This window comes from Streptomyces sp. NPDC002309, from assembly GCF_053593375.1.
Genome location: NZ_JBSFCI010000042.1, coordinates 14,294 through 33,805, shown reverse-complemented (window position 1 = coordinate 33,805; position 19,512 = coordinate 14,294). Strand labels below are relative to the sequence as shown.

Genomic DNA, 19,512 nt, shown 5'->3' with positions numbered 1-19,512 from the left:
GCACGGCGTTTCGCGCGTGGCGGGCGCTGTCGGGCCCGCGGTCCCGCGACCGGCTACTCGACGACGAGCTCGACCGGGATGTTGCCGCGGGTGGCGTGGGAGTAGGGGCAGACCTGGTGGGCCTGCTCGACGAGCTTGCGGCCGGTGGCGGCGTCCACGGTGTCGGGCAGCTCGACGCGGAGGGTGACGGCGAGCGCGAAGCCCTCGCCCTGCTTGCCGATGCCGACCTCGGCGGTGACGGCGGCCTCGCTCATATCGACCTTGGCGTGCCGGCCGACCAGGCCGAGGGCGCTGGCGAAACAGGCGGAGTAACCGGCGGCGAAGAGCTGCTCGGGGTTGGTGCCCTCGCCGTTGCCGCCCATCTCGGCCGGCAGGGCGAGCTGGAGGTCGAGCCGGCCGTCGGAGGAGACGGAACGCCCCTCGCGGCCGTGGGTGGAAGTGGCGACAGCGGTGTACAGCGCGTCCATGGGAAGAACCGTCCCTCTCGAGTCTTGTACCGGCAACCTGTCCGGCCGATCCGACACGAGCAGTAGAGCACACAATTAAATTGTGCACAACTTAATGACGCCCGGGGCTACCCTGGTGGGTATGACCACCACCCCGGCCGCGGACTGGCTCCGCCTCGACCAGCAGATCTGCTTCTCCCTGAACGCGGCCTCGCGCGCCTTCGGCGGGGTGTACCGCGTGGTCCTGAAGGACCTCGGGCTCACCTATCCGCAGTACCTGGTGATGCTGGTGCTCTGGGAGGACGGCGACCTGCCGGTCAAGAAACTGGGCGAACGTCTGCGCCTGGACTCCGGCACCCTGTCGCCGCTGCTCAAGCGCCTGGAGGCGGTCGGCCTGGTACGGCGTGAGCGCAGCGTGCGCGACGAGCGCTCGGTGGAGGTGCGGCTGACCGAGGAGGGGGGCGCGCTGCGCGAGCGCGCACTCGAGGTGCCGCGGCGGATCGCGGCGGCGACCGGGTTCGACGTCGACGAGATACGCGAACTAGGGGCGCACCTGAACCGGCTGACGACGGCGCTCGACGCCGCGGCGGTGGCGGAGGCCGAGGCGGCGGCCACCGAGACCCGCTGAGGCGGGCGCGTCCTGTGCCACTTGTGTCACGTTCGCGCGGAAAGCGACATGCGGACGGCCGGCGCCCGCTCACCTGCTTCACTGTGAGGCGGACTGCCACACGGGCAACGGACGAGGGGACTGCCGCGGATGACCTGGCTGATCACGGGCGGCGCCGGATACATCGGGGCACACGTCGTACGGGCGATGACCGAAGCGGGCGAGCGGACGGTGGTGTACGACGACCTGTCCACCGGCATCGCGGCCCGCGTCCCGGACGGCGTCCCCCTGGTGACCGGCTCGACCCTGGACGGCGAGCTGCTGCGCCGTGTGCTGGCCGAGCACCGGATCACCGGGGTCGTCCACCTGGCCGCGAAGAAGCAGGTCGGCGAATCGGTCGACCTCCCCCTGCACTACTACCGGGAGAACGTCGAGGGCCTGCGCGTCCTGCTCGAAGCGGTCACGGCGGCGGGGGTCCCGTCCTTCGTCCTCTCCTCCTCGGCCGCCGTGTACGGCATGCCGGACGTGGACCTGGTCACGGAGCAGACCCCGTGCGAGCCGATGAGCCCGTACGGCGAGACCAAGCTCGCGGGCGAGTGGCTCGTGCGGGCGACGGGCCGGGCGACCGGCATGGCCACGGCGTCCCTGCGCTACTTCAACGTGGCCGGCGCGGCGACCCCGGAGCTGGCGGATGTGGGCGTCTTCAACCTCGTCCCCATGGTCTTCGAGAAGCTCACCGAGGGCGCGCCCCCGCACATCTTCGGAGACGACTACGCGACCCCCGACGGCACCTGCGTCCGCGACTACATCCACGTGGTCGACCTGGCCGAGGCCCATGTCGCGGTCGCCCGCGCCCTGAGGGACTCGCCCGGCCGCGACCTCACCCTGAACATCGGCCGCGGCGAGGGCGTCTCGGTCCGCGACATGATCACCCGCATCCTCGCGACCACCGGCCATGACCTCGCCCCGATCGTCACCCCGCGCCGCCCGGGTGACCCGGCCCGCGTCGTGGCCTGCGCCGACCGCATCGCGACGGAACTGGGCTGGAAGGCCCGCCACGACGTCCAGGACATGATCACGTCGGCCTGGGAGGGCTGGCTGCACACCCGGGCGCGGGCCCCGCGGAACTGACGACGCGGACCCCGCCGGACCGACGTCCGACGGGTGAACCGCGGGCGGTCACAGGGCCTTGAGCGCCGCCGCCGTGGAACGGGCCAGGGATGCCAGGTAGCCCTTGGGGAGTCCGGGGTTGCGGATGACCACCGCGCGCCAGTAGAGCGGGCCGGAGATCAGATCGAGGGCGAGGTCGCGGTCGTGGTCCGGGCCGACCTCGCCCCGCTGCTGCGCCGCGGCCACGATCTTGCTGGCGACGCCCTCCTGGCCCTCGCGCAGCGCCTTCTGGAAGGCTTCGGCGATCTCGGGACTGCGGGCCGCCTCCGCCTGGAGGTCGGGGATGATCTGCGAGGCCACGGGGTGCCGCAGCGCCCGTGACGTCACCTCGTACAGCAGCCGCAGGTCCGCCTCCAGGGAGCCGGTGTCCGGCGCGGGCAGCCCCTGCACGGCGAGCGCCGAGACGACGTCCAGCACGAGGTGCAGTTTGGAGCGCCAGCGCCGGTACACCGCGGTCTTGCCGACCCCGGCCCGGCGGGCGATGCCCTCGATCGACATCCGCGCGTAGCCGACGGCCGCGAGCTCCTCGAAGACGGCCGCCCGGATGGCCTCCGTGACATCGGGGCGGAGCACGGCCGCCCCCGCGGGGGTCCGGCGGCGCGGTCGCGGCGGGGGCCCGTCGGCGTTCGTCGTCATACGGACCAGCATAGGGCGTGACGACGAAACGGTTGCGTTCCGACGTTCCTTGGGCCTACGCTCCCATTGCGACGATACGGTCCCGTCCCGACGTACGAGACATGCGCAGACACGCGGGAGAACGCCGGTGCGCATACCGGGACCCGCCGCGCCCCCACCCCCGACCGAAAGCAGCGGATGTGAGCCAGGTCCTCGACGCACCGCCCCCGACCACGGCCCGCGCCACGGCCCCCGCCGTCGACGACCTCGCGGCCCTCGCCGCCCGCCACGGCCTCACCGTCAGCGGCGCCCGCCCCTCCCTGCCCCAGTACGTCCGACAACTGTGGGCGCGGCGCCACTTCATCGCGGCGTTCTCGACGGCCAAGCTCACCGCCCAGTACAGCCAGGCGAAGCTCGGCCAGGTGTGGCAGGTCATGACGCCGCTGCTGAACGCGGCCGTCTACTACCTGATCTTCGGCGTGCTGCTGCAGACCAAGGAGGGCGTGCCGGACTACGTCCCGTTCCTGGTCACCGGCGTGTTCATCTGGACCTTCTCGCAGAGCTCGATCCTGGCCGGCACCCGCGCCATCTCCGGAAACCTCGGCCTCGTCCGCGCCCTGCACTTCCCGCGCGCGGCCCTGCCGATCTCCTTCTGCCTCCAGCAACTCCAGCAGCTGCTGTTCTCGATGGCCGCCCTGGCCGTCATCCTGCTCGTCTTCGGCGTCCCGGTCGCCGCGTCCTGGGTGCTGGCGATCCCGGCCCTGGTACTGCAGTTCACGTTCAACGCCGGCGTCTCGATGATCATGGCCCGGCTGGGCGCCAAGACACCGGACATCGCCCAGCTGATGCCGTTCGTGCTGCGCACCTGGATGTACGTCTCCGGCGTGATGTGGAGCATCGACCACCTGCTGAGCCGCCACAACGACCTGCCGGGCTGGGTCGGCCCCGTGCTCCAGGCCAACCCCGCCGCCGTCTACATCGACCTGATGCGCTTCGCGCTGATCGACAGCTTCAAGGCGAGCCAGCTGCCCGACCACGTCTGGATGCTCGCCACGGGCTGGGCCCTGCTGGCGGGCGTCGGCGGCTTCATCTACTTCTGGAAGGCTGAGGAGACGTACGGCCGTGGCTGAGAACCCCGACGGGACCACTCCCGACCCGATCCCCACCGTCGTCGCCGACCACGTCGACATCGTCTACCGCGTCAACGGCACCGGAGGAGGCCGCGGCTCCGCCACCGCCGCCCTCAACCGCATGCTGCGCCGCAAGAACGCCGAGACAACGGCCGGCACCCGCACGGTGCACGCTGTCCGGGACGTCTCCTTCGTCGCGTACCGGGGCGAGGCCATCGGCCTGATCGGTACCAACGGGTCCGGCAAGTCGACCCTGCTGAAGGCCGTCGCCGGCCTGCTCCCCGTGGAGAACGGCCGGATCCACACCGGCGGCCAGCCCTCCCTCCTGGGCGTCAACGCCGCCCTGATGAACGACCTGACCGGCGAGCGCAACGTCCACCTCGGCGGCCTCGCGATGGGCATGAGCCGTGAGCAGGTCAAGGAGCGCTACCAGGACATCGTCGACTTCTCGGGCATCAACGAGAAGGGCGACTTCATCACCCTGCCCATGCGCACGTACTCCTCCGGCATGGCCGCCCGCCTGAGGTTCTCCATCGCCGCCGCCAAGGACCACGACGTGCTGCTCATCGACGAGGCCCTCGCCACCGGCGACCGCTCCTTCCAGAAGCGGTCCGAGGCCCGCATCCGCGAGCTGCGCAAGCACGCCGGGACGGTCTTCCTGGTCAGCCACAACAACAAGTCCATCCGCGACACCTGCGAGCGCGTGCTGTGGCTGGAACGCGGTCAACTGCGCATGGACGGGCCCACGGAGGAGGTCATGAAGGAGTACGAGGCCTTCACCGGGGACAACAAGCCGAAGCCCAAGCCGAAGCCCAAGGCGACCGCGCCGCGGGTGCCCCAGCCGTCCTGACCCTCCGGCACAGGAGGCGGCACGCAGAGGCCGGCACGCAGGAGACCGGCACGCAGGAGGGCGCCCCGGGCCGTTCCAGGCCCGGGGCGCCCTCTTCTGTCGTTCCGGTGACGTTCCTGTGACTACGAGTGCGCCCGCAGCAGCGTGCGCATCGTCCGCATCGCCACCGACAGGTTCGCCAGGTCGAACGCGTCGGAACCCTGGATCTCCTCCAGCGTCGTCCGGGCCCGGCCCAGGATGGGCGCGTTCTTCTGCTCCCAGACCTTGAACCGCTGCTCGGGCGTCGCCGTGCCGTTGCCCGCCGCGAGGACGTCCGCCGTGACGGCCGCGTGGGCCGCGTACAGGTCCTCACGGATGGCCGCGCGGGCCATGGACTGCCAGCGGTCGGCGCGCGGCAGCTCGATGATGCGGTCCATCAGCTGGGTGATGCCGAGCCGGTCGGCGAGGTCGTAGTAGACCTCGGCCACCTCCAGCGGCTCCTTGCCCATGCGGTCGGCCACCGAGACGATGTCGAGCGCCGGGAAGGCCGAGGAGAACCCGGCCACGCGGGTGGCGAGCTCGTCCGGGACGCCGGCGTCGGTCAGCTCGTCGTGGATCTGCTGCCACCACTCGACGTCCGCGCCGCGCATCAGCTTGGGCAGCTGCGCCCAGACCTGCTCGACACGCTCGGCGAAGAAGTCGACCGTCTCGGCCAGCTGGAGCGGCTGCGGCCGGTTGTTGAGCAGCCAGCGCGTACCGCGCTCCACCAGACGCCGGGAGTGCAGCCGGATCCGGGTCTGGACCGTCGCGTCGACCTTGTTGTCGAGTGCCTCGACACCGTCCCACACCGTCGCGGACCGGAAGATCGCACGGGCCGCGGTCTGCGCCCGGACGATCTCCTCCAGCGACGCGCCCGTCTCCTCGCGCAGCCGGTGCAGATACGTCGTACCACCGGTGTTGACGGTGTCGTTGACCAGTACCGTCGTGGTGATCTCGCGGCGCAGCGGGTGGCTCTCGATCTGCTCCGGGAACTGCTCGCGCAGCGCGCTCGGGAAGTACGCGTAGAGCAGCCCGTGCAGATACGGGTCGTCCGGCAGCGAGGTGTGCAGCAGCTCCTCGGCGACCGTGATCTTCGTGTACGCCAGCAGGACGGCCGTCTCCGGGCTCGTCAGACCCTGGCCCTGGGCGAGCCGCTCGCGGATCTGGCGGTCGGTCGGCAGGAACTCCAGCGCCCGGTCGAGGTGCCCCTCGCGCACGAGGTGACGCAAGAAACGCTGCTGGGCGTGGAGCATGTCCTTGGACTGGGCCAGGGCGTTGGCGATCGCCGTGTTCTGCGCGTAGTTGTTGCGCAGCACCAGGCGGCCGACCTCGTCGGTCATCTCGGCGAGCAGCCGGTTGCGCTGCTTGACGGTCATGTCCCCGTCGGTGACCAGGCTGTTCAGCAGGATCTTGATGTTCACCTCGTGGTCGGAGGTGTCCACGCCGGCGCTGTTGTCGATGGCGTCGGTGTTGATCCGGCCGCCGTGCAGCGCGCACTCGATCCTGCCCAGCTGGGTCAGGCCGAGGTTGCCGCCCTCACCGACGACCTTGACCCGCAGGTCCTTGCCGTCGACCCGGATCGAGTCGTTGGCCTTGTCGCCGACATCCGCGTGGGTCTCGGTGGACGCCTTGACGTAGGTGCCGATGCCGCCGTTCCACAGCAGGTCCACCGGCGCCTTGAGGATCGCCCGCATCAGGTCGGCGGGCGTCAGCTTGGTGACCTTCTCCTCGATGCCGAGGGCCGCGCGGATGTGCGCGTTGACCGGGATCGACTTCGCGCTGCGCGGGAAGATCCCGCCGCCCGCCGACAGCAGGTCGGTGTTGTAGTCCTGCCACGACGAGCGCGGCAGCTCGAACAGACGGCGGCGCTCGGCGTACGAGGTCGCCGCGTCCGGGTCGGGGTCGATGACGATGTGCCGGTGGTCGAAGGCGGCGACCAGCCGGATGTGCTCGCTGAGCAGCATGCCGTTGCCGAACACGTCACCCGACATGTCGCCGATGCCGACGACCGTGAAGTCCTCGGTCTGCGTGTCGACGCCCAGTTCCCGGAAGTGCCGCTTGACGGACTCCCAGGCGCCGCGCGCGGTGATGCCCATGCCCTTGTGGTCGTAGCCCGCGCTGCCGCCGGAGGCGAAGGCGTCGCCCAGCCAGAAGTTGTACTGCTGGGCGACCTCGTTGGCGATGTCCGAGAAGGTCGCGGTGCCCTTGTCGGCGGCGACCACGAGGTAGGTGTCGTCCTCGTCGTGCCGGACGACGTCGGCGGGCGGGACGACCTCTCCGGCCACCATGTTGTCGGTGATGTCGAGCAGTGCCGAGATGAACGTCCGGTAGCTGGCGATGCCCTCCGCGAGCCACGCGTCCCGGTCCACGGACGGGTCCGGCAGCTGCTTGGCGACGAAGCCGCCCTTCGCGCCGACCGGCACGATGACGGTGTTCTTCACCATCTGCGCCTTGACCAGGCCGAGGATCTCGGTACGGAAGTCCTCACGGCGGTCCGACCAGCGCAGGCCACCGCGGGCGACCTTGCCGAAGCGCAGATGTACGCCCTCGACACGCGGCGAGTACACCCAGATCTCGAACGCCGGGCGCGGCGCGGGCAGGTCCGGGATGGCCTGCGGGTCGAACTTCATCGACACGTACTCGTGCGGGCGGCCGCCCCGCGCCTCCTGGAAGAAGTTCGTGCGCAGAGTGGCCTTGATGACGGTGAGGAAGGACCGCAGGATCCGGTCCTCGTCGAGGCTCGCGACCTGGTCGAGGGCGGCCTCCAGCTCCTCCAGCAGGGCGTCCACGATCTCGTGCCCGGCGCGCTGCCGCTCCGGGGACATCCGCGCCTCGAACAGGGAGACGAGGAGCCGGGTCGTGTGGACGTTGTTGCGGAGGGTGTCCTCCATGTAGTCCTGGCTGAACGTGGAGCTCGCCTGGCGCAGGTACTTCGCGTACGCCCGCAGCACCATCGCCTGCCGCCAGGTCAGCCCGGCGCTCAGCACGAGGGCGTTGAAGCCGTCGTTCTCGGCCTTGCCGGTCCAGCTGGCGGCGAACGCCTCCTGGAACCGCTCACGGGCGTCGTCGCCGTGGTAGTCCGCGCCGTGCTGCGCCTTGGGCATCCGCATGCCGAAGTCGTAGATCCAGGCGACGCTGCCGTCGGCGCAGCGCAGTTCGTAGGGCCGCTCGTCCATCACCTCGACGCCGAGCCGGTTGAGCACCGGCAGGACGCGGGACAGCGAGACGGCGTCACCCTTGCGGTAGATCTTCAAGCGGCGCTCGTCCGGGCCGGCACCCACCGGCTCGTACAGGCTGAGCGCGAAGTCGTTCTCCTCGGTGAGCCGTTCGAGATGGCCGAGGTCGGCGACCGCCGCGCGCGGGCTGTGGTCGGCCTTGTAGCCCTCCGGGAAGGCGTTGTGGTAGCTGCGCAGCAGCTCCGCCGCGCGCTCCTCGCCGACCTCGGCGTTCAGCGCCTCGGAGAACCCGTCCAGCCAGGAGCGGACGGCCTCGACCAGGCGGGCCTCGATGCGGTCCTTGTCGGCGTCCGACAGCTGCAGCAGCTCGGTGCCCTGCGGGACGCGGATGACGAAGTGCAGCCGCGAGAGGACCGACTCGGTGTTCCAGGCGGTGAAGTCGACGCTGGTGCCGCCGAGCTCCTCCTTGAGGAGGTCGATGATCCGCATCCGGACGCCGGTGGTGTAGCGGTCGCGGGGGAGGTAGACGAGGGCCGAGTAGTAGCGGCCGTATTCGTCCTGGCGCAGGTAGAGACGCAGCCGGCGCCGCTCCTGGAGGTACAGCACGGACGTGACGATGGTCTGCAGCTCGTCGACCGGGGTCTGGAAGAGCTCGTCGCGCGGGTACGTCTCCAGGATCTGGAGCAGGTCACGGCCGTCGTGGCTGTGGGGCGAGAACCCGGCGCGGCTCAGCACGTCCTCGACCTTGCGACGGATGACGGGCACCCGGCGCACGGACTCGGTGTAGGCGGCGGAGGAGAACAGGCCGAGGAAGCGCCGCTCCCCCACCACGTTGCCCTGTTCGTCGAACTTCTTGACGCCGATGTAGTCCAGGTACGACGGCCGGTGCACGGTCGACCGGCTGTTCGCCTTGGTCAGGACGAGCAGTTTGTGCTCACGGGCCTTGGCCCGGGCGTCGGCGGGCAGCCGCTCGAAGGACGGGCTGACGGGGTGGCTCTCACCGGTCTCGTGGTGCGGGTCCGAGCGCAGTATGCCGAGGCCCGTGCCGGGGACGGCACCGAGCGAGTCGTCGCGCAGCTCGTACTCGCGGTATCCCAGGAACGTGAAGTGGTCCGCGGCGAGCCAGCGCAGCAGCTCGCGGGCCTCCTCGATCTCCTCCGCCGGCAGATCGGCGGGGGCGGGCTCCTCGGACAGCTCCTCCGCGATCCGCAGCGCGCCCTCCCGCATCTTGCCCCAGTCCTCGACGGCCTCGCGGGCGTCGGACAGGACACGCAGCAGGTCGGCGGTGATCTGCTTCAGGTCCGAGCGGTCGGTCTCGCGGTCGATCTCGACGTGGATCCACGACTCGACGTGCGCGTCGTGCGGGAGCTCACCGGCGGGCGGCGTGCTGAGCACCTCGATGAGGTGTCCGGTGACATCGCGGCGCACCACGACCTGCGGGTGGATGACCACGTGGATGCCGCGGCCCTGCCGGGTCAGCTCGTTGGTGACGGAGTCGACCAGGAACGGCATGTCGTCCGTGACGACCTCGACCACCGAGTGGCTGCACGTCCAGCCGTTCTCCTCGACCGTCGGGGTGTGCACCCGGACGTTCGCCGTGCCCTGGGGGCGGTTCTCGGCCAGCCGGTAGTGCGAGTAGGCGGCGCCGAAGACGTCGACCGGGTCGCGGTCGGCGAGGTCCTCCGGCGCGGTGTGCAGGTAGTAGCGCTGGAGGAACGCGAGTACGGCTGCCCGGTCCGGGGTGCCGTGCTCCGTCTTCCCAGTCGGTAGGTGCCCCCCGACCGGGCTGTTCTCAGCTACCCGGGCGGCCCGATCGAGCAGCTCGGCCTTGGCTTCGTCCAGCTTGGTCTGCATTGTCCTCTGGCTCCTGTCGCGCGCCGTTGCGTGACGTAGAAGGAAGTACGGTCTCCGGCCTTCCGACACGACGTCGTGACGCGGGGTGTCCGGTCCGTTCCGACGCTATGCCGCAAGGTGAGATGAGCGGGGGGATATCAGCCATTTCCCACGCGCGCGGGGCATGCGACGCCGCTCTCGACGGCTTCGGCTCCCAGAATGCGCGCGCCGCCGCGGGGCTCTCGAAGGCCCCGCCCTGCCCGCGAGGACCAGCGACCGCCGCCCGGACACGGATGTCTTCCATGCTCTCCGGGCGCGGGGCAGGGGCACGGAGGCCCCCGCGAACTATCGCGCTGATCACCTCACAAGGCTATCGCTCCTTACCCGGGGCCCGTCATGAGCCGTATGTGTACAAAACCAGGGGTGGAACTTTGACAGTCTGCACAGGGGTGATAACGCGGGAGTCGTCGTAGCGGGCACACCACCACCGGACGAGTCGTCCCAAAACCGGCGCGTCCCCTAGGCAAGCCCGCGCCTCCGAGGCACGTTGGCAGGGAGACCGCTCCGACAAAGCCACCTCGAAGGGGAGCAACCCCCATGACCGCCAAGATCCTCATCCTCACGGGCGACGCGGCAGAGTCCCTCGAAGTGCTCTACCCCTACCAGCGCCTCCGTGAGGAGGGCTACGAGGTCCACATCGCCGCCCCCACCCGCAAGAAGCTCCGGTTCGTCGTCCACGACTTCGAACCCGGCTTCGACACCTACACCGAGAAGCCCGGCTACACCTGGGACGCCGATCTCGCGTTCTCGGAGGTCGACCCCGGCCAGTACGTCGCCGTGGTCGTCCCGGGCGGCCGCGCCCCTGAGTACCTCCGCAACGATCCCGAACTCCGCAAGATCCTCAAGTCCTTCTTCGACGCCGACAAGCCCGTGGCCCAGATCTGCCACGGCCCCCTCCTCACCGCCGCGATCGACAGCCTGCGCGGCCGGCGTGTCACCGCGTACCCCGCGCTGGAACTCGACATGCAGGCGGCCGGCGCCACCTTCCAGGACACCGAGGCGGTGGTCGACGGCACCCTGGTCTCGGCCCGTGCCTGGCCGGACCACCCGGCCTGGATGCGCGAGTTCCTCACGGTGCTGCGCGCCAAGGCGCCGGTGACCTGACAGCGGCGCACGTCGGCCGTCGGGGCGGGGCGGCGTCACGCCCGGCGCGGTCGCCTCCGCCCCTCCTGACCTGGCCTTCTCACGCCGCCCTCAGGCAGCCATCTCCTGTGCCAGGGCGACCGCTTCCCCCAGCGTGTCGACCACCGGCACTCCGGCCTCCTCCAGGCTGGCCCGGCCATGGGACCCCCCGGTGTAGAGCACGGCTCTGGCCCCCGCGTGCCGTGCCGCCACCGCGTCGTCCGCGGCGTCCCCGATCACGACCGTGCGAGCGGGGTCCACCCCTGTGAGCGCGGCCAGGTGCCGCACCATGTGCTCGGCCTTGCTGCCCCCGGACGGACCGGTCCGCCCGTCGACCCGTACGAAGTGCGTCTCGATCCCGAATCCGCGGACCAGCGGGACCAGTTCCTCGTGCCCGTACATGCTGAGAATCGACTGGCTCCGGCCGTCCGCCACCCAGTCCACCAGCAGTTGCTCGGCTCCCTCGGTGAGCGCGCACCGCACCCGGTGCTCCGCGTAGTACCGATGGAACACCTCGTCCATCACCAGCCACTCGGCTTCCGTCGGCAACCGCCCGAGCAGACGCTCGTAGAACTTCGGCACCGGCACGCAGTACAGCGCCCGGTACTGCTCCATCGTGATCGGCTCCAGCCCCAACTCGCCGAATGCCGCGTTCGTCGCCCCGATGATCGCGTCGTTGTCGTGGAACAGCGTGCCGTTCCAGTCCCACACAATGTGCGAAGCTCCCTGCGTCCCCATGACCGAAAACGGTACCCGCCCGCACCGACAATGGAGAGAATCGCAGGTCAGCGAGGTGGAAGGGTCGGCAGCAGGAGGCCGGACGAGCGACCCGACCGTACGTGGACCGCCCGCGGCCCGACCGTAGATGGACCGCCCGCGGCCCGACCCTAAGCGGACCGCCCACACCCCGGCCGTAGGTGGAGTACCCGCAGCCCGGCCGCACGTGGACCACCCGGTCCGTAGGTGGAGTGCTGCCCCCGGGCCGGCCGTACGTGGACCACCCTCGGCCCGGGCTTCGGGGATACGGACGGGCGGGACGCCCTCAGTTCCCGCGGCCCACCAGATTCGGGATCTCCTGCGTCGCGAACCACAGCAGCTCGTGGTCCTCGGCCATGTCCACGAGGTCCTGCGCCTCGTCGTCCCCGCCGTCCGCCGCCCGCACCGCCCCGGCCGCAGCGGCCACATCCGCCTCCGCGTCCGCCGAGTCGACATGCACCGACGCCACCTTGGCCAGCGGCACGGCCCCGGCGACCTCGACCTCACCCGGCGCGACCGGGCCGGGCCCCGTACCGGGGGCACCGCCCGCCTGCCCGTCGGGCACGTCGACGGCGACCACAACCCGACGACGCGGCGCGCCCTCGTCGGCCGCGAGCAACCGGAGCGAGGCCAGCGCGGCCCGGCCGAGCGCCGCGTACTCCAGCTCCTCCATGTCCTCCGAGACGTACCACTCGCGCAACGCGGGGGTGACGGCGTACGCGACGAGCGGCCCGGCCCCCACCTCTCCTGTCCGGAACGCCTCGGCGAGACCGGGGAGGGTCAGGGGGACGTAGACGCGCATGGCTGGCCGCTTTCGTGGTCGGAAGGCTGTCGCAGGGGCTCCACAAGCCCGTGTGAAGGGCTTTCAGGATACGGGTGGGGGTCCTCTTTCGAGTCCCTCCCCGCGCGCGGGGAGGCGTCCACCCCGCGCCACGGATTCACCCGGGCCGCCCGCCTGACGAGGGGCTCCCCTTCCCCTGCGTCACCCGGATAAGTGAAGTCTCCGGGCTCCTCGGCCCCGGCCCCGCCGGTTTGCCGCCCCGCGATTCCTCCCCGTACAAGATCCCCAACAGAAAGTTACTGCCCGGTACGGCGGCTGCCGACCGGTCCCAGCGACTCGGGGATCTCCATGAACAAGGTCATGACCAGGACCGTCCAGCACCACCCCGCCCACCGTCCCCCCACCCGTCGCGACACACGCCGTCCCGGCGGCAGCCCGCCTCGCGCCCCGGGTTCCGGCCCGACCCGCACGACGCCCTCCGCGACACGGCCCACGGCCGTCCCGCAGCCCCGACCGACCGACCTCTTCGCCGACCGCCTGCTCCTCGTCCTCAGCGGTCAGCGGCCCGTCCACGCCATGCTCGGCCACACCGCGGGACCCGCCTACGACGACCTCGCCCACCTCGCCGAGCACGGCCCCCTGCGCGCCCGTGGCCCGCGCCCCGTCATCCGCGACATCGGCTACTGCGAACCCCGCCCCGGCGCCATCGAGGCCTTCGTCCGCATCGGCACCGGCGACCGCCTGCGCGCCATGGCCTTCCGGCTCGAACTCGGCCGCGACCGCCGCTGGCGCTGCACGGCCGTGGAACTCGGCGGCGCCCGCGTCACGGCCCGGGACGCCTAGAGCCTGTCCAGCGGCGGCACGACGAAGGGCCGGGCACCCCTCGGGTGCTCCGGCCCTTCATCCGGCCACGGCGGCGCTGTGCGCGCCGGCCGCCGCTACTCCTTCCGGCGCCTACTTCTTCCGGCGCCGCCCGGCCTTCGCCTGCTTGCGGCGCTCCGCCCGCGTGAGACCGTCGGCCTCGGAGCGCACGGGCTCACCGTCCTCGGTGAAGTCGCCCTCGATGGTGCCGCCCTCGCCGTCCACGGTCGGCGCGGTGAAGTGCAGGTTCCGTCGCTGCGGGGCCTCCAGGCCCTTGGCGCGGATCTCGGGGCGGGGTCCGGCCTGCGCGGGCACCGCGTCCTGCTTCTCCAGGCTCGGCTTGGAGTCCTCGACGGGGACCTCCTCGACCTGCTGCTCGACCTGGACCTCCAGGTTGAACAGATAGCCGACGGACTCCTCCTTGATGCCCTCCATCATGGCGGTGAACATGTCGAAGCCCTCGCGCTGGTACTCGACCAGCGGGTCCTTCTGGGCCATGGCGCGCAGGCCGATGCCCTCCTGGAGGTAGTCCATCTCGTAGAGGTGCTCGCGCCACTTGCGGTCGAGGACCGACAGCACGACCCGGCGCTCCAGCTCACGCATGATCTCGGAGCCGAGCTGCCCCTCACGCGTCTCGTACTGGGCGTGGATGTCGTCCTTGATGGACTCCGAGATGAAGTCGGCGGTGAGCCCGGCCCGGTCACCGGCCGCCTCCTCCAGCTCCTCGATGGTGACCTTCACCGGGTAGAGCTGCTTGAAGGCGCCCCACAGCCGGTCCACGTCCCACTCCTCGGCGAAGCCCTCGGCGGTCTCCGCGGCGATGTACGCGTCGATCGTGCCGTCCATGAAGTGCTGGATCTGCTCGTGCAGGTCCTCGCCCTCCAGGACACGGCGCCGCTCACCGTAGATGACCTCACGCTGCCGGTTGAGGACCTCGTCGTACTTCAGGACGTTCTTACGGGTCTCGAAGTTCTGCTGCTCGACCTGCGACTGGGCGGACGCGATCGCGCGCGTGACCATCTTGTTCTCGATCGGCACGTCGTCGGGGACGTTGGCCATCGACATCACACGCTCGACCATCTGCGCCTTGAAGAGCCGCATCAGGTCGTCACCGAGGGACAGGTAGAAGCGGGACTCGCCCGGGTCGCCCTGACGGCCGGAACGACCGCGCAGCTGGTTGTCGATGCGCCGCGACTCGTGCCGCTCGGTGCCCAGCACGTACAGGCCGCCGAGGTCCTTGACCTCTTCGAACTCGGTGCGCACCGCCTTCTCGGCCCGCTCCAGGGCGGCGGGCAGCGCGGCGGCCCACTCCTCGATGTGCTCCTCCGGGTCGAGACCGCGCTGACGCAGCTCGGCCTCGGCGAGGTCGTCGGGGTTGCCGCCGAGCTTGATGTCCGTACCACGGCCGGCCATGTTGGTGGCCACGGTCACGGCGCCCCTGCGGCCGGCCTGGGCGACGATCGTCGCCTCACGGTCGTGCTGCTTGGCGTTGAGCACCTCGTGCTGGATGCCGCGCTTGCTCAGCTGCTGCGAGAGGTACTCGGACTTCTCGACCGAGGTGGTGCCGACCAGGATCGGCTGGCCCTTCTCGTGCTTCTCGGCGATGTCGTCGACGACCGCGTCGAACTTCGCGACCTCGGTGCGGTAGATCAGGTCGGACTGGTCCTTGCGGACCATCGGCCTGTTGGTCGGGATCGGGACGACGCCCAGCTTGTAGATCTGGTGGAACTCGGCGGCCTCGGTCATCGCCGTACCGGTCATGCCGGAGAGCTTGCCGTAGAGGCGGAAGAAGTTCTGGAGGGTGATCGTGGCGAGGGTCTGGTTCTCGTCCTTGATCGGCACCCCCTCCTTCGCCTCGATCGCCTGGTGCATGCCCTCGTTGTAACGGCGACCGGCGAGGATACGGCCGGTGTGCTCGTCGACGATCATGACCTCGCCGTCGATGACGACGTAGTCCTTGTCGTTCTTGAAGAGCTCCTTCGCCTTGATGGCGTTGTTCAGGTAGCCCACCAGCGGGGTGTTCACCGACTCGTAGAGGTTGTCGATGCCCAGCCAGTCCTCGACCTTCGAGACACCGGACTCGTGGATGGCGACCGTGCGCTTCTTCTCGTCGACGTCGTAGTCGCCGGTCTCCTCGATGCCCTTGAGCGGCTGGCCCGCCTCACCGCGCTTGAGACGCTTGACGAGCTTGGCGAAGTCGCCGTACCACTTGGTGGCCTGGTCGGCCGGGCCAGAGATGATCAGTGGCGTACGGGCCTCGTCGATGAGGATGGAGTCGACCTCGTCGACGATGGCGAAGTTGTGGCCCCGCTGGACCAGTTCGTCCTGCGACCACGCCATGTTGTCGCGGAGGTAGTCGAAGCCGAACTCGTTGTTCGTGCCGTAGGTGATGTCGAAGCCGTACTGCTCACGGCGCTGGGCCGGCGTCATGTTGGCCAGGATGCAGCCGACGGACAGACCCAGGAGCTTGTGGACGCGGCCCATCATCTCGGAGTCGCGCTCGGCCAGGTAGTCGTTGACCGTGATGAGGTGGACGCCGTCGCCGGACAGCGCGTTCAGATAGGCGGGCAGCGTGCCCACCAGGGTCTTGCCCTCACCGGTCTTCATCTCGGCGACATAGCCGAGGTGCAGGGCGGCGCCACCCATGATCTGCACGTCGTAGTGGCGCTGGCCCAGGACACGCTTGGCGGCCTCACGCACCGTGGCGAACGCCTCGGGGAGCAGGTCGTCCAGGGTCTCGCCGTCGGCGTAGCGCTGCCTGTACTCATCGGTGAGGGCCCGCAGCTCGGCGTCGGAGAGGTCGACGAAGTCCTCTTCGATGGAGTTGACCTGGTCCGCGATGCGGTGCAGCTTGCGCAGGATCTTGCCTTCGCCTGCACGCATGATCTTCGAGAGGACGGACACGGGGGTTGGTCTCCTTGCCGGTCGGGCCTGGCACGGTCGGTTTTCCTTCTGACGTACTGAGCAACGGCCATCGTATGCGAGGACCCGGCCACGCCGGGAGGCCTGCCGGACCATGACGGTCCGCAGTCGCGCTTCGGTGTCGGGTCCGCCGTCGACCTGTCCGGGAAAACCGCCTTCTCACGCCTGCGATCTGCCATGCGTCTGCCTTGGATCTGCCTTTCACCCGGGACAACGGACGGGAGTCCCGGATGGTGCCGCGGCACCACCGACGAATTGTGCGAATCGTGATCGCACCCTCACACACGGCAAAGACATGGCGTCTCCCGCGCTCCCCCGAGCAGAATCGGCCGATGGAGCCCGTCACGATCGCCACCTCCCGTCTGCTGCTGCGCACCGTGGGCCCGGACGACACCGTCGCCGTGTACACCGCGTGCCAGGACCCCGACATCCAGCGCTGGACGACGATCCCCTCGCCCTACCTCGCCGAACACGCCCGGAGCTTCACCGAGCACGACGTCGCCGACGGCTGGGCGAACGGCTCGATGTTCACCTTCGGCCTCTTCCTCCCCGACGGCGAACTGACGGGAATGCTCGGCATCACCATGCGCTCCCTCGGCGTCGCCGAGATCGGCTTCTGGCTGACCCGGCGCCACCGCGGCAACGGCTACATGGCCGAGGCCGCCCGCGCGGCCTCCCGCTGGGCCTTCGTCCACCAGTGCATCGACCGCCTGGAGTGGCGTGCCGAGGTGGGCAACACCGCCTCGCGCACGGTGGCCGAGAGCGTCGGCTTCACCATGGAGGGCACCCTGAGGGCCGCCCTCAACAACAACGGCGTACGCCGCGACTGCTGGATGGGCTCCCTGCTGCCGTCGGACCTCGGGCTGCCGTCGACGGCGCCCTACCTGCCGGCCCCGGCGCCCGCCAGGTGAGCCCACGCCGGGGCCCCGTTCCGCATCTGCCCGGCTCGGCCCGCGTTGTCAGTCCCACCCTCTATCGTGCGAAGGCATGACGACCCCGCGCCCGCGTCCCGCGGAACTCTCCGCAGCCGAAGCCCGCCGCATCGCCCTCCGCGCCCAGGGCTTCCTCGGCACGCCCGACCGCAAGGGCGGCGTGCGCGGCATGCTCCGCCACCTGGGCGCGGTGCAGCTCGACACCATCTCCGTCCTCGCCCGGTCCCACGAGCTCGTTCCCTACGCCCGCCTGGGCGCGGTCGGCCGCAAGACCGTCGAGGACGCGTACTGGAAGCCCACGGCGACGGGCGCGACCGCGCCCGGGCCGCACGCCTTCGAGTACTGGTCGCACGCCGCGTGCATCCTCCCCGTCGAGGAATGGCCCCACTTCGCCTTCCGCCGCCGCGCCTACCGCGCCCGCCCCCACTGGAACCACGAACTCCCGGACGGTGTCTACGAGCAGGTGATCAAGCAGCTTCGCGCCGAGGGCCCGCTCACGGCCACGGAGCTGGGCGGCGCCAAGCGCACCAGTGAGTGGTGGGACTGGTCCGGCACGAAGGTCGCCGTCGAACGCGCCCTGATGTACGGCGAGGTGGTCTGCGTGGAGCGCCGCGGCTGGAAGCGCGTCTACGACCTCGCCGAGCGCGCCGTCCCCCCGTCCCTGCTGCACGACGAGCTCGACGACGCCGAGTGCCTGCGCCGTCTGGTCCGCCTCGCGGGCCGGTCGCTCGGCGTCGGCACCCGCGCGGACATCGCCGACTACCACCGCCTCAAGGGCGAGCAGGTCGACTCGGCGATCGCCGACTCGGGCCTGGTCCCGGTCACCGTCGAGGGCTGGGGCAAGCCGGCCTGGGCGGACCCGGCGGCCCTGGAGACGCCCCCGCGCGGCCGTCACCGCACCACTCTGCTGTCCCCCTTCGACTCCCTGATCTGGGAGCGGGCCCGCACCGAGCGCGTCTTCGGCTTCACCCACCGCCTAGAGGCCTACGTCCCGAAGCCGAAGCGGGTGTACGGCTACTTCGCGATGCCCGTCCTCGCCGGTGGCCGTCTCGTGGGCCGCGTCGACCCCGCCCGTGAGGGCCGCACCCTCGTGGCCAAGCAGGTCACCCTGGAGGGCCCGAAGGCGGTCCAGGCGGTGGCGGAGGCACTGATCGAGGCGGCGAGCTGGGTGGACTGCACGAACGTGCGCGTCGAGCGGGTGGACGCGCCGGATCTGCGCGACCCGCTCGCAAGGGAACTCGCCCGCGCGCTGGCCTGACCGCGACGGCGCGCTCTCGGCCCGGTCCGAGGCTCAGCGGATCTCGCCTCGCCGGATGCCGCCACAGCGGAATTCCCCTCAGCGGTTCGCGTCAGCGGATTTCGAGGATCTTCTCCCGCATCGCGTACACCACCGCTTCCATCCTGGAGTGCAGCTGCAGCTTCTCCAGGATGTTGCGCACATGGTTCTTCACGGTGTTCTCGGAGATGAACAACTCCTTGGCGATGTCCCGGTTGTTCATCCCCGTGGCGACCAGCTTGAGCACCTCCAGCTCACGGTCGGTCAGCCGCGGGGCGGGCACCAGCCGCCGCTCGTCCGTGCGTTGGATCATCGACTTGAACTCGGTGAGCAGCTTCGACGCCATGGACGGACTGATCTGCGACTGCCCGTCGGCCACGGCGCGAATCGCCGTGGCCACCTCGTCCGTGGAGATCTCCTTGAGGAGATATCCGGTCGCCCCCGCCTTGATGGCCTCGTAGAGGTCCGCTTCCTCGTCGCTGATCGTCAGCATGATGATCTTCGCGCTGGGCGCCACCTCCTTGATGGAGGTGCATGCCTCGATCCCGCCCCGCTTCGGCATGCGCACATCCATCAGGATGATGTCCGGAAGCAGATCGGCGGCCTTCTCCACTGCCTCGGCACCGTCGCCCGCCTCGCCGACGACCTGGATGTCCTCCTCCGCCGCCAGCACGATCTCCAGACCACGGCGGAAGAGAGCGTGGTCGTCCACCACCAGGACACGAATCGGTTCTTGGCGTGAGGAGTCCCCGTCCGAGCCACTGTCCGAGCCCATGCCGACCACGCCGTCGCCGGCGTCCTCGTCCCGCATCGGTCCGAAGCTGTCCGCCATCGTTCCTCCCCCTGAAGGCTGTGGCCTGTGTCCTGTGCCATCGCCAACCCAAGGCAACGGTCCACCGGTTGGGCCGTTGCGGCCATGATTCCATGCCCGGACGACACTCCGGTGACCGAGCGACG

15 protein-coding genes are annotated in these 19,512 nt (G+C 70.3%); 8 read left to right on the top strand and 7 right to left on the bottom strand.

Annotation, left to right across the window (positions count from 1 at the left end; all coding sequences use genetic code 11):
* Window positions 1-53 precede the first annotated feature (53 nt).
* Entirely contained in the window at window positions 54-467 is a 414-nt protein-coding gene (locus ACWCPM_RS28675) for an organic hydroperoxide resistance protein (RefSeq protein WP_450979171.1), read from the bottom strand.
* A gap of 121 nt (window positions 468-588) precedes the next feature.
* On the opposite strand from ACWCPM_RS28675, the gene ACWCPM_RS28670 reads away from it, so the two are divergent.
* Together ACWCPM_RS28670 and galE are read left to right on the top strand one after the other, a co-directional pair.
* Window positions 589-1,074 carry a MarR family winged helix-turn-helix transcriptional regulator gene (locus ACWCPM_RS28670; RefSeq protein ID WP_450979156.1) on the top strand — a complete coding sequence of 162 codons (486 nt, stop codon included), beginning with the start codon at window positions 589-591 and terminating at the stop codon, window positions 1,072-1,074.
* 129 nt (window positions 1,075-1,203) lie between these two features.
* Window positions 1,204-2,184, top strand: coding sequence for a UDP-glucose 4-epimerase GalE (gene galE / locus ACWCPM_RS28665; protein ID WP_450979155.1), 981 nt, complete (start codon window positions 1,204-1,206; stop codon window positions 2,182-2,184).
* Between the two features lie 48 nt (window positions 2,185-2,232).
* Here the strand turns inward: galE and ACWCPM_RS28660 are convergent, their stop codons facing one another.
* Complete coding sequence (locus tag ACWCPM_RS28660; RefSeq protein WP_450979154.1) at window positions 2,233-2,859, bottom strand: TetR/AcrR family transcriptional regulator; 627 nt, start codon at window positions 2,857-2,859, stop codon at window positions 2,233-2,235.
* Between the two features lie 179 nt (window positions 2,860-3,038).
* On the opposite strand from ACWCPM_RS28660, the gene ACWCPM_RS28655 reads away from it, so the two are divergent.
* Window positions 3,039-3,968 (top strand): ABC transporter permease, encoded by a 930-nt coding sequence (locus ACWCPM_RS28655; protein WP_450979153.1) that lies wholly within the window; start codon window positions 3,039-3,041, stop codon window positions 3,966-3,968.
* Window positions 3,961-4,818: an ABC transporter ATP-binding protein gene (locus ACWCPM_RS28650; RefSeq protein WP_450979152.1), complete on the top strand. Its 858-nt coding sequence runs from the start codon at window positions 3,961-3,963 to the stop codon at window positions 4,816-4,818. The genes ACWCPM_RS28655 and ACWCPM_RS28650 overlap by 8 nt, the downstream gene beginning before the upstream one ends.
* A gap of 122 nt (window positions 4,819-4,940) precedes the next feature.
* Here the strand turns inward: ACWCPM_RS28650 and ACWCPM_RS28645 are convergent, their stop codons facing one another.
* Entirely contained in the window at window positions 4,941-9,866 is a 4,926-nt protein-coding gene (locus tag ACWCPM_RS28645; RefSeq protein ID WP_450979151.1) for an NAD-glutamate dehydrogenase, read from the bottom strand.
* Window positions 9,867-10,442: 576 nt separating this feature from the next.
* Here ACWCPM_RS28645 and ACWCPM_RS28640 point away from each other — a divergent pair.
* Entirely contained in the window at window positions 10,443-11,009 is a 567-nt protein-coding gene (locus ACWCPM_RS28640) for a DJ-1/PfpI family protein (protein ID WP_450979150.1), read from the top strand.
* A gap of 90 nt (window positions 11,010-11,099) precedes the next feature.
* On the opposite strand, the gene ACWCPM_RS28635 is transcribed toward ACWCPM_RS28640, so the two are convergent.
* Together ACWCPM_RS28635 and ACWCPM_RS28630 are read right to left on the bottom strand one after the other, a co-directional pair.
* A complete protein-coding gene (locus ACWCPM_RS28635; protein WP_450979149.1) occupies window positions 11,100-11,765 on the bottom strand; it encodes an HAD family hydrolase in 666 nt (221 codons plus the stop codon).
* 304 nt (window positions 11,766-12,069) lie between these two features.
* Window positions 12,070-12,585 carry a DUF6912 family protein gene (locus tag ACWCPM_RS28630; RefSeq protein WP_450979148.1) on the bottom strand — a complete coding sequence of 172 codons (516 nt, stop codon included), beginning with the start codon at window positions 12,583-12,585 and terminating at the stop codon, window positions 12,070-12,072.
* A gap of 327 nt (window positions 12,586-12,912) precedes the next feature.
* Here ACWCPM_RS28630 and ACWCPM_RS28625 point away from each other — a divergent pair, with 327 nt between their 5' ends.
* The gene (locus ACWCPM_RS28625; protein ID WP_450979147.1) at window positions 12,913-13,407 is read left to right on the top strand and encodes an Rv3235 family protein; all 495 of its coding nucleotides are present in this window, start codon (window positions 12,913-12,915) and stop codon (window positions 13,405-13,407) included.
* Between the two features lie 111 nt (window positions 13,408-13,518).
* Here the strand turns inward: ACWCPM_RS28625 and secA are convergent, their stop codons facing one another.
* A complete protein-coding gene (secA, locus tag ACWCPM_RS28620; protein WP_450979146.1) occupies window positions 13,519-16,329 on the bottom strand; it encodes a preprotein translocase subunit SecA in 2,811 nt (936 codons plus the stop codon).
* Between the two features lie 350 nt (window positions 16,330-16,679).
* On the opposite strand from secA, the gene ACWCPM_RS28615 reads away from it, so the two are divergent.
* Window positions 16,680-17,258: a GNAT family N-acetyltransferase gene (locus tag ACWCPM_RS28615; RefSeq protein ID WP_450979145.1), complete on the top strand. Its 579-nt coding sequence runs from the start codon at window positions 16,680-16,682 to the stop codon at window positions 17,256-17,258.
* Window positions 17,259-17,334: 76 nt separating this feature from the next.
* Window positions 17,335-18,537 carry a winged helix-turn-helix domain-containing protein gene (locus ACWCPM_RS28610; protein WP_450979144.1) on the top strand — a complete coding sequence of 401 codons (1,203 nt, stop codon included), beginning with the start codon at window positions 17,335-17,337 and terminating at the stop codon, window positions 18,535-18,537.
* 91 nt (window positions 18,538-18,628) lie between these two features.
* Here the strand turns inward: ACWCPM_RS28610 and ACWCPM_RS28605 are convergent, their stop codons facing one another.
* A complete protein-coding gene (locus tag ACWCPM_RS28605) occupies window positions 18,629-19,387 on the bottom strand; it encodes a response regulator (RefSeq protein ID WP_450979143.1) in 759 nt (252 codons plus the stop codon).
* Window positions 19,388-19,512 lie beyond the last annotated feature (125 nt).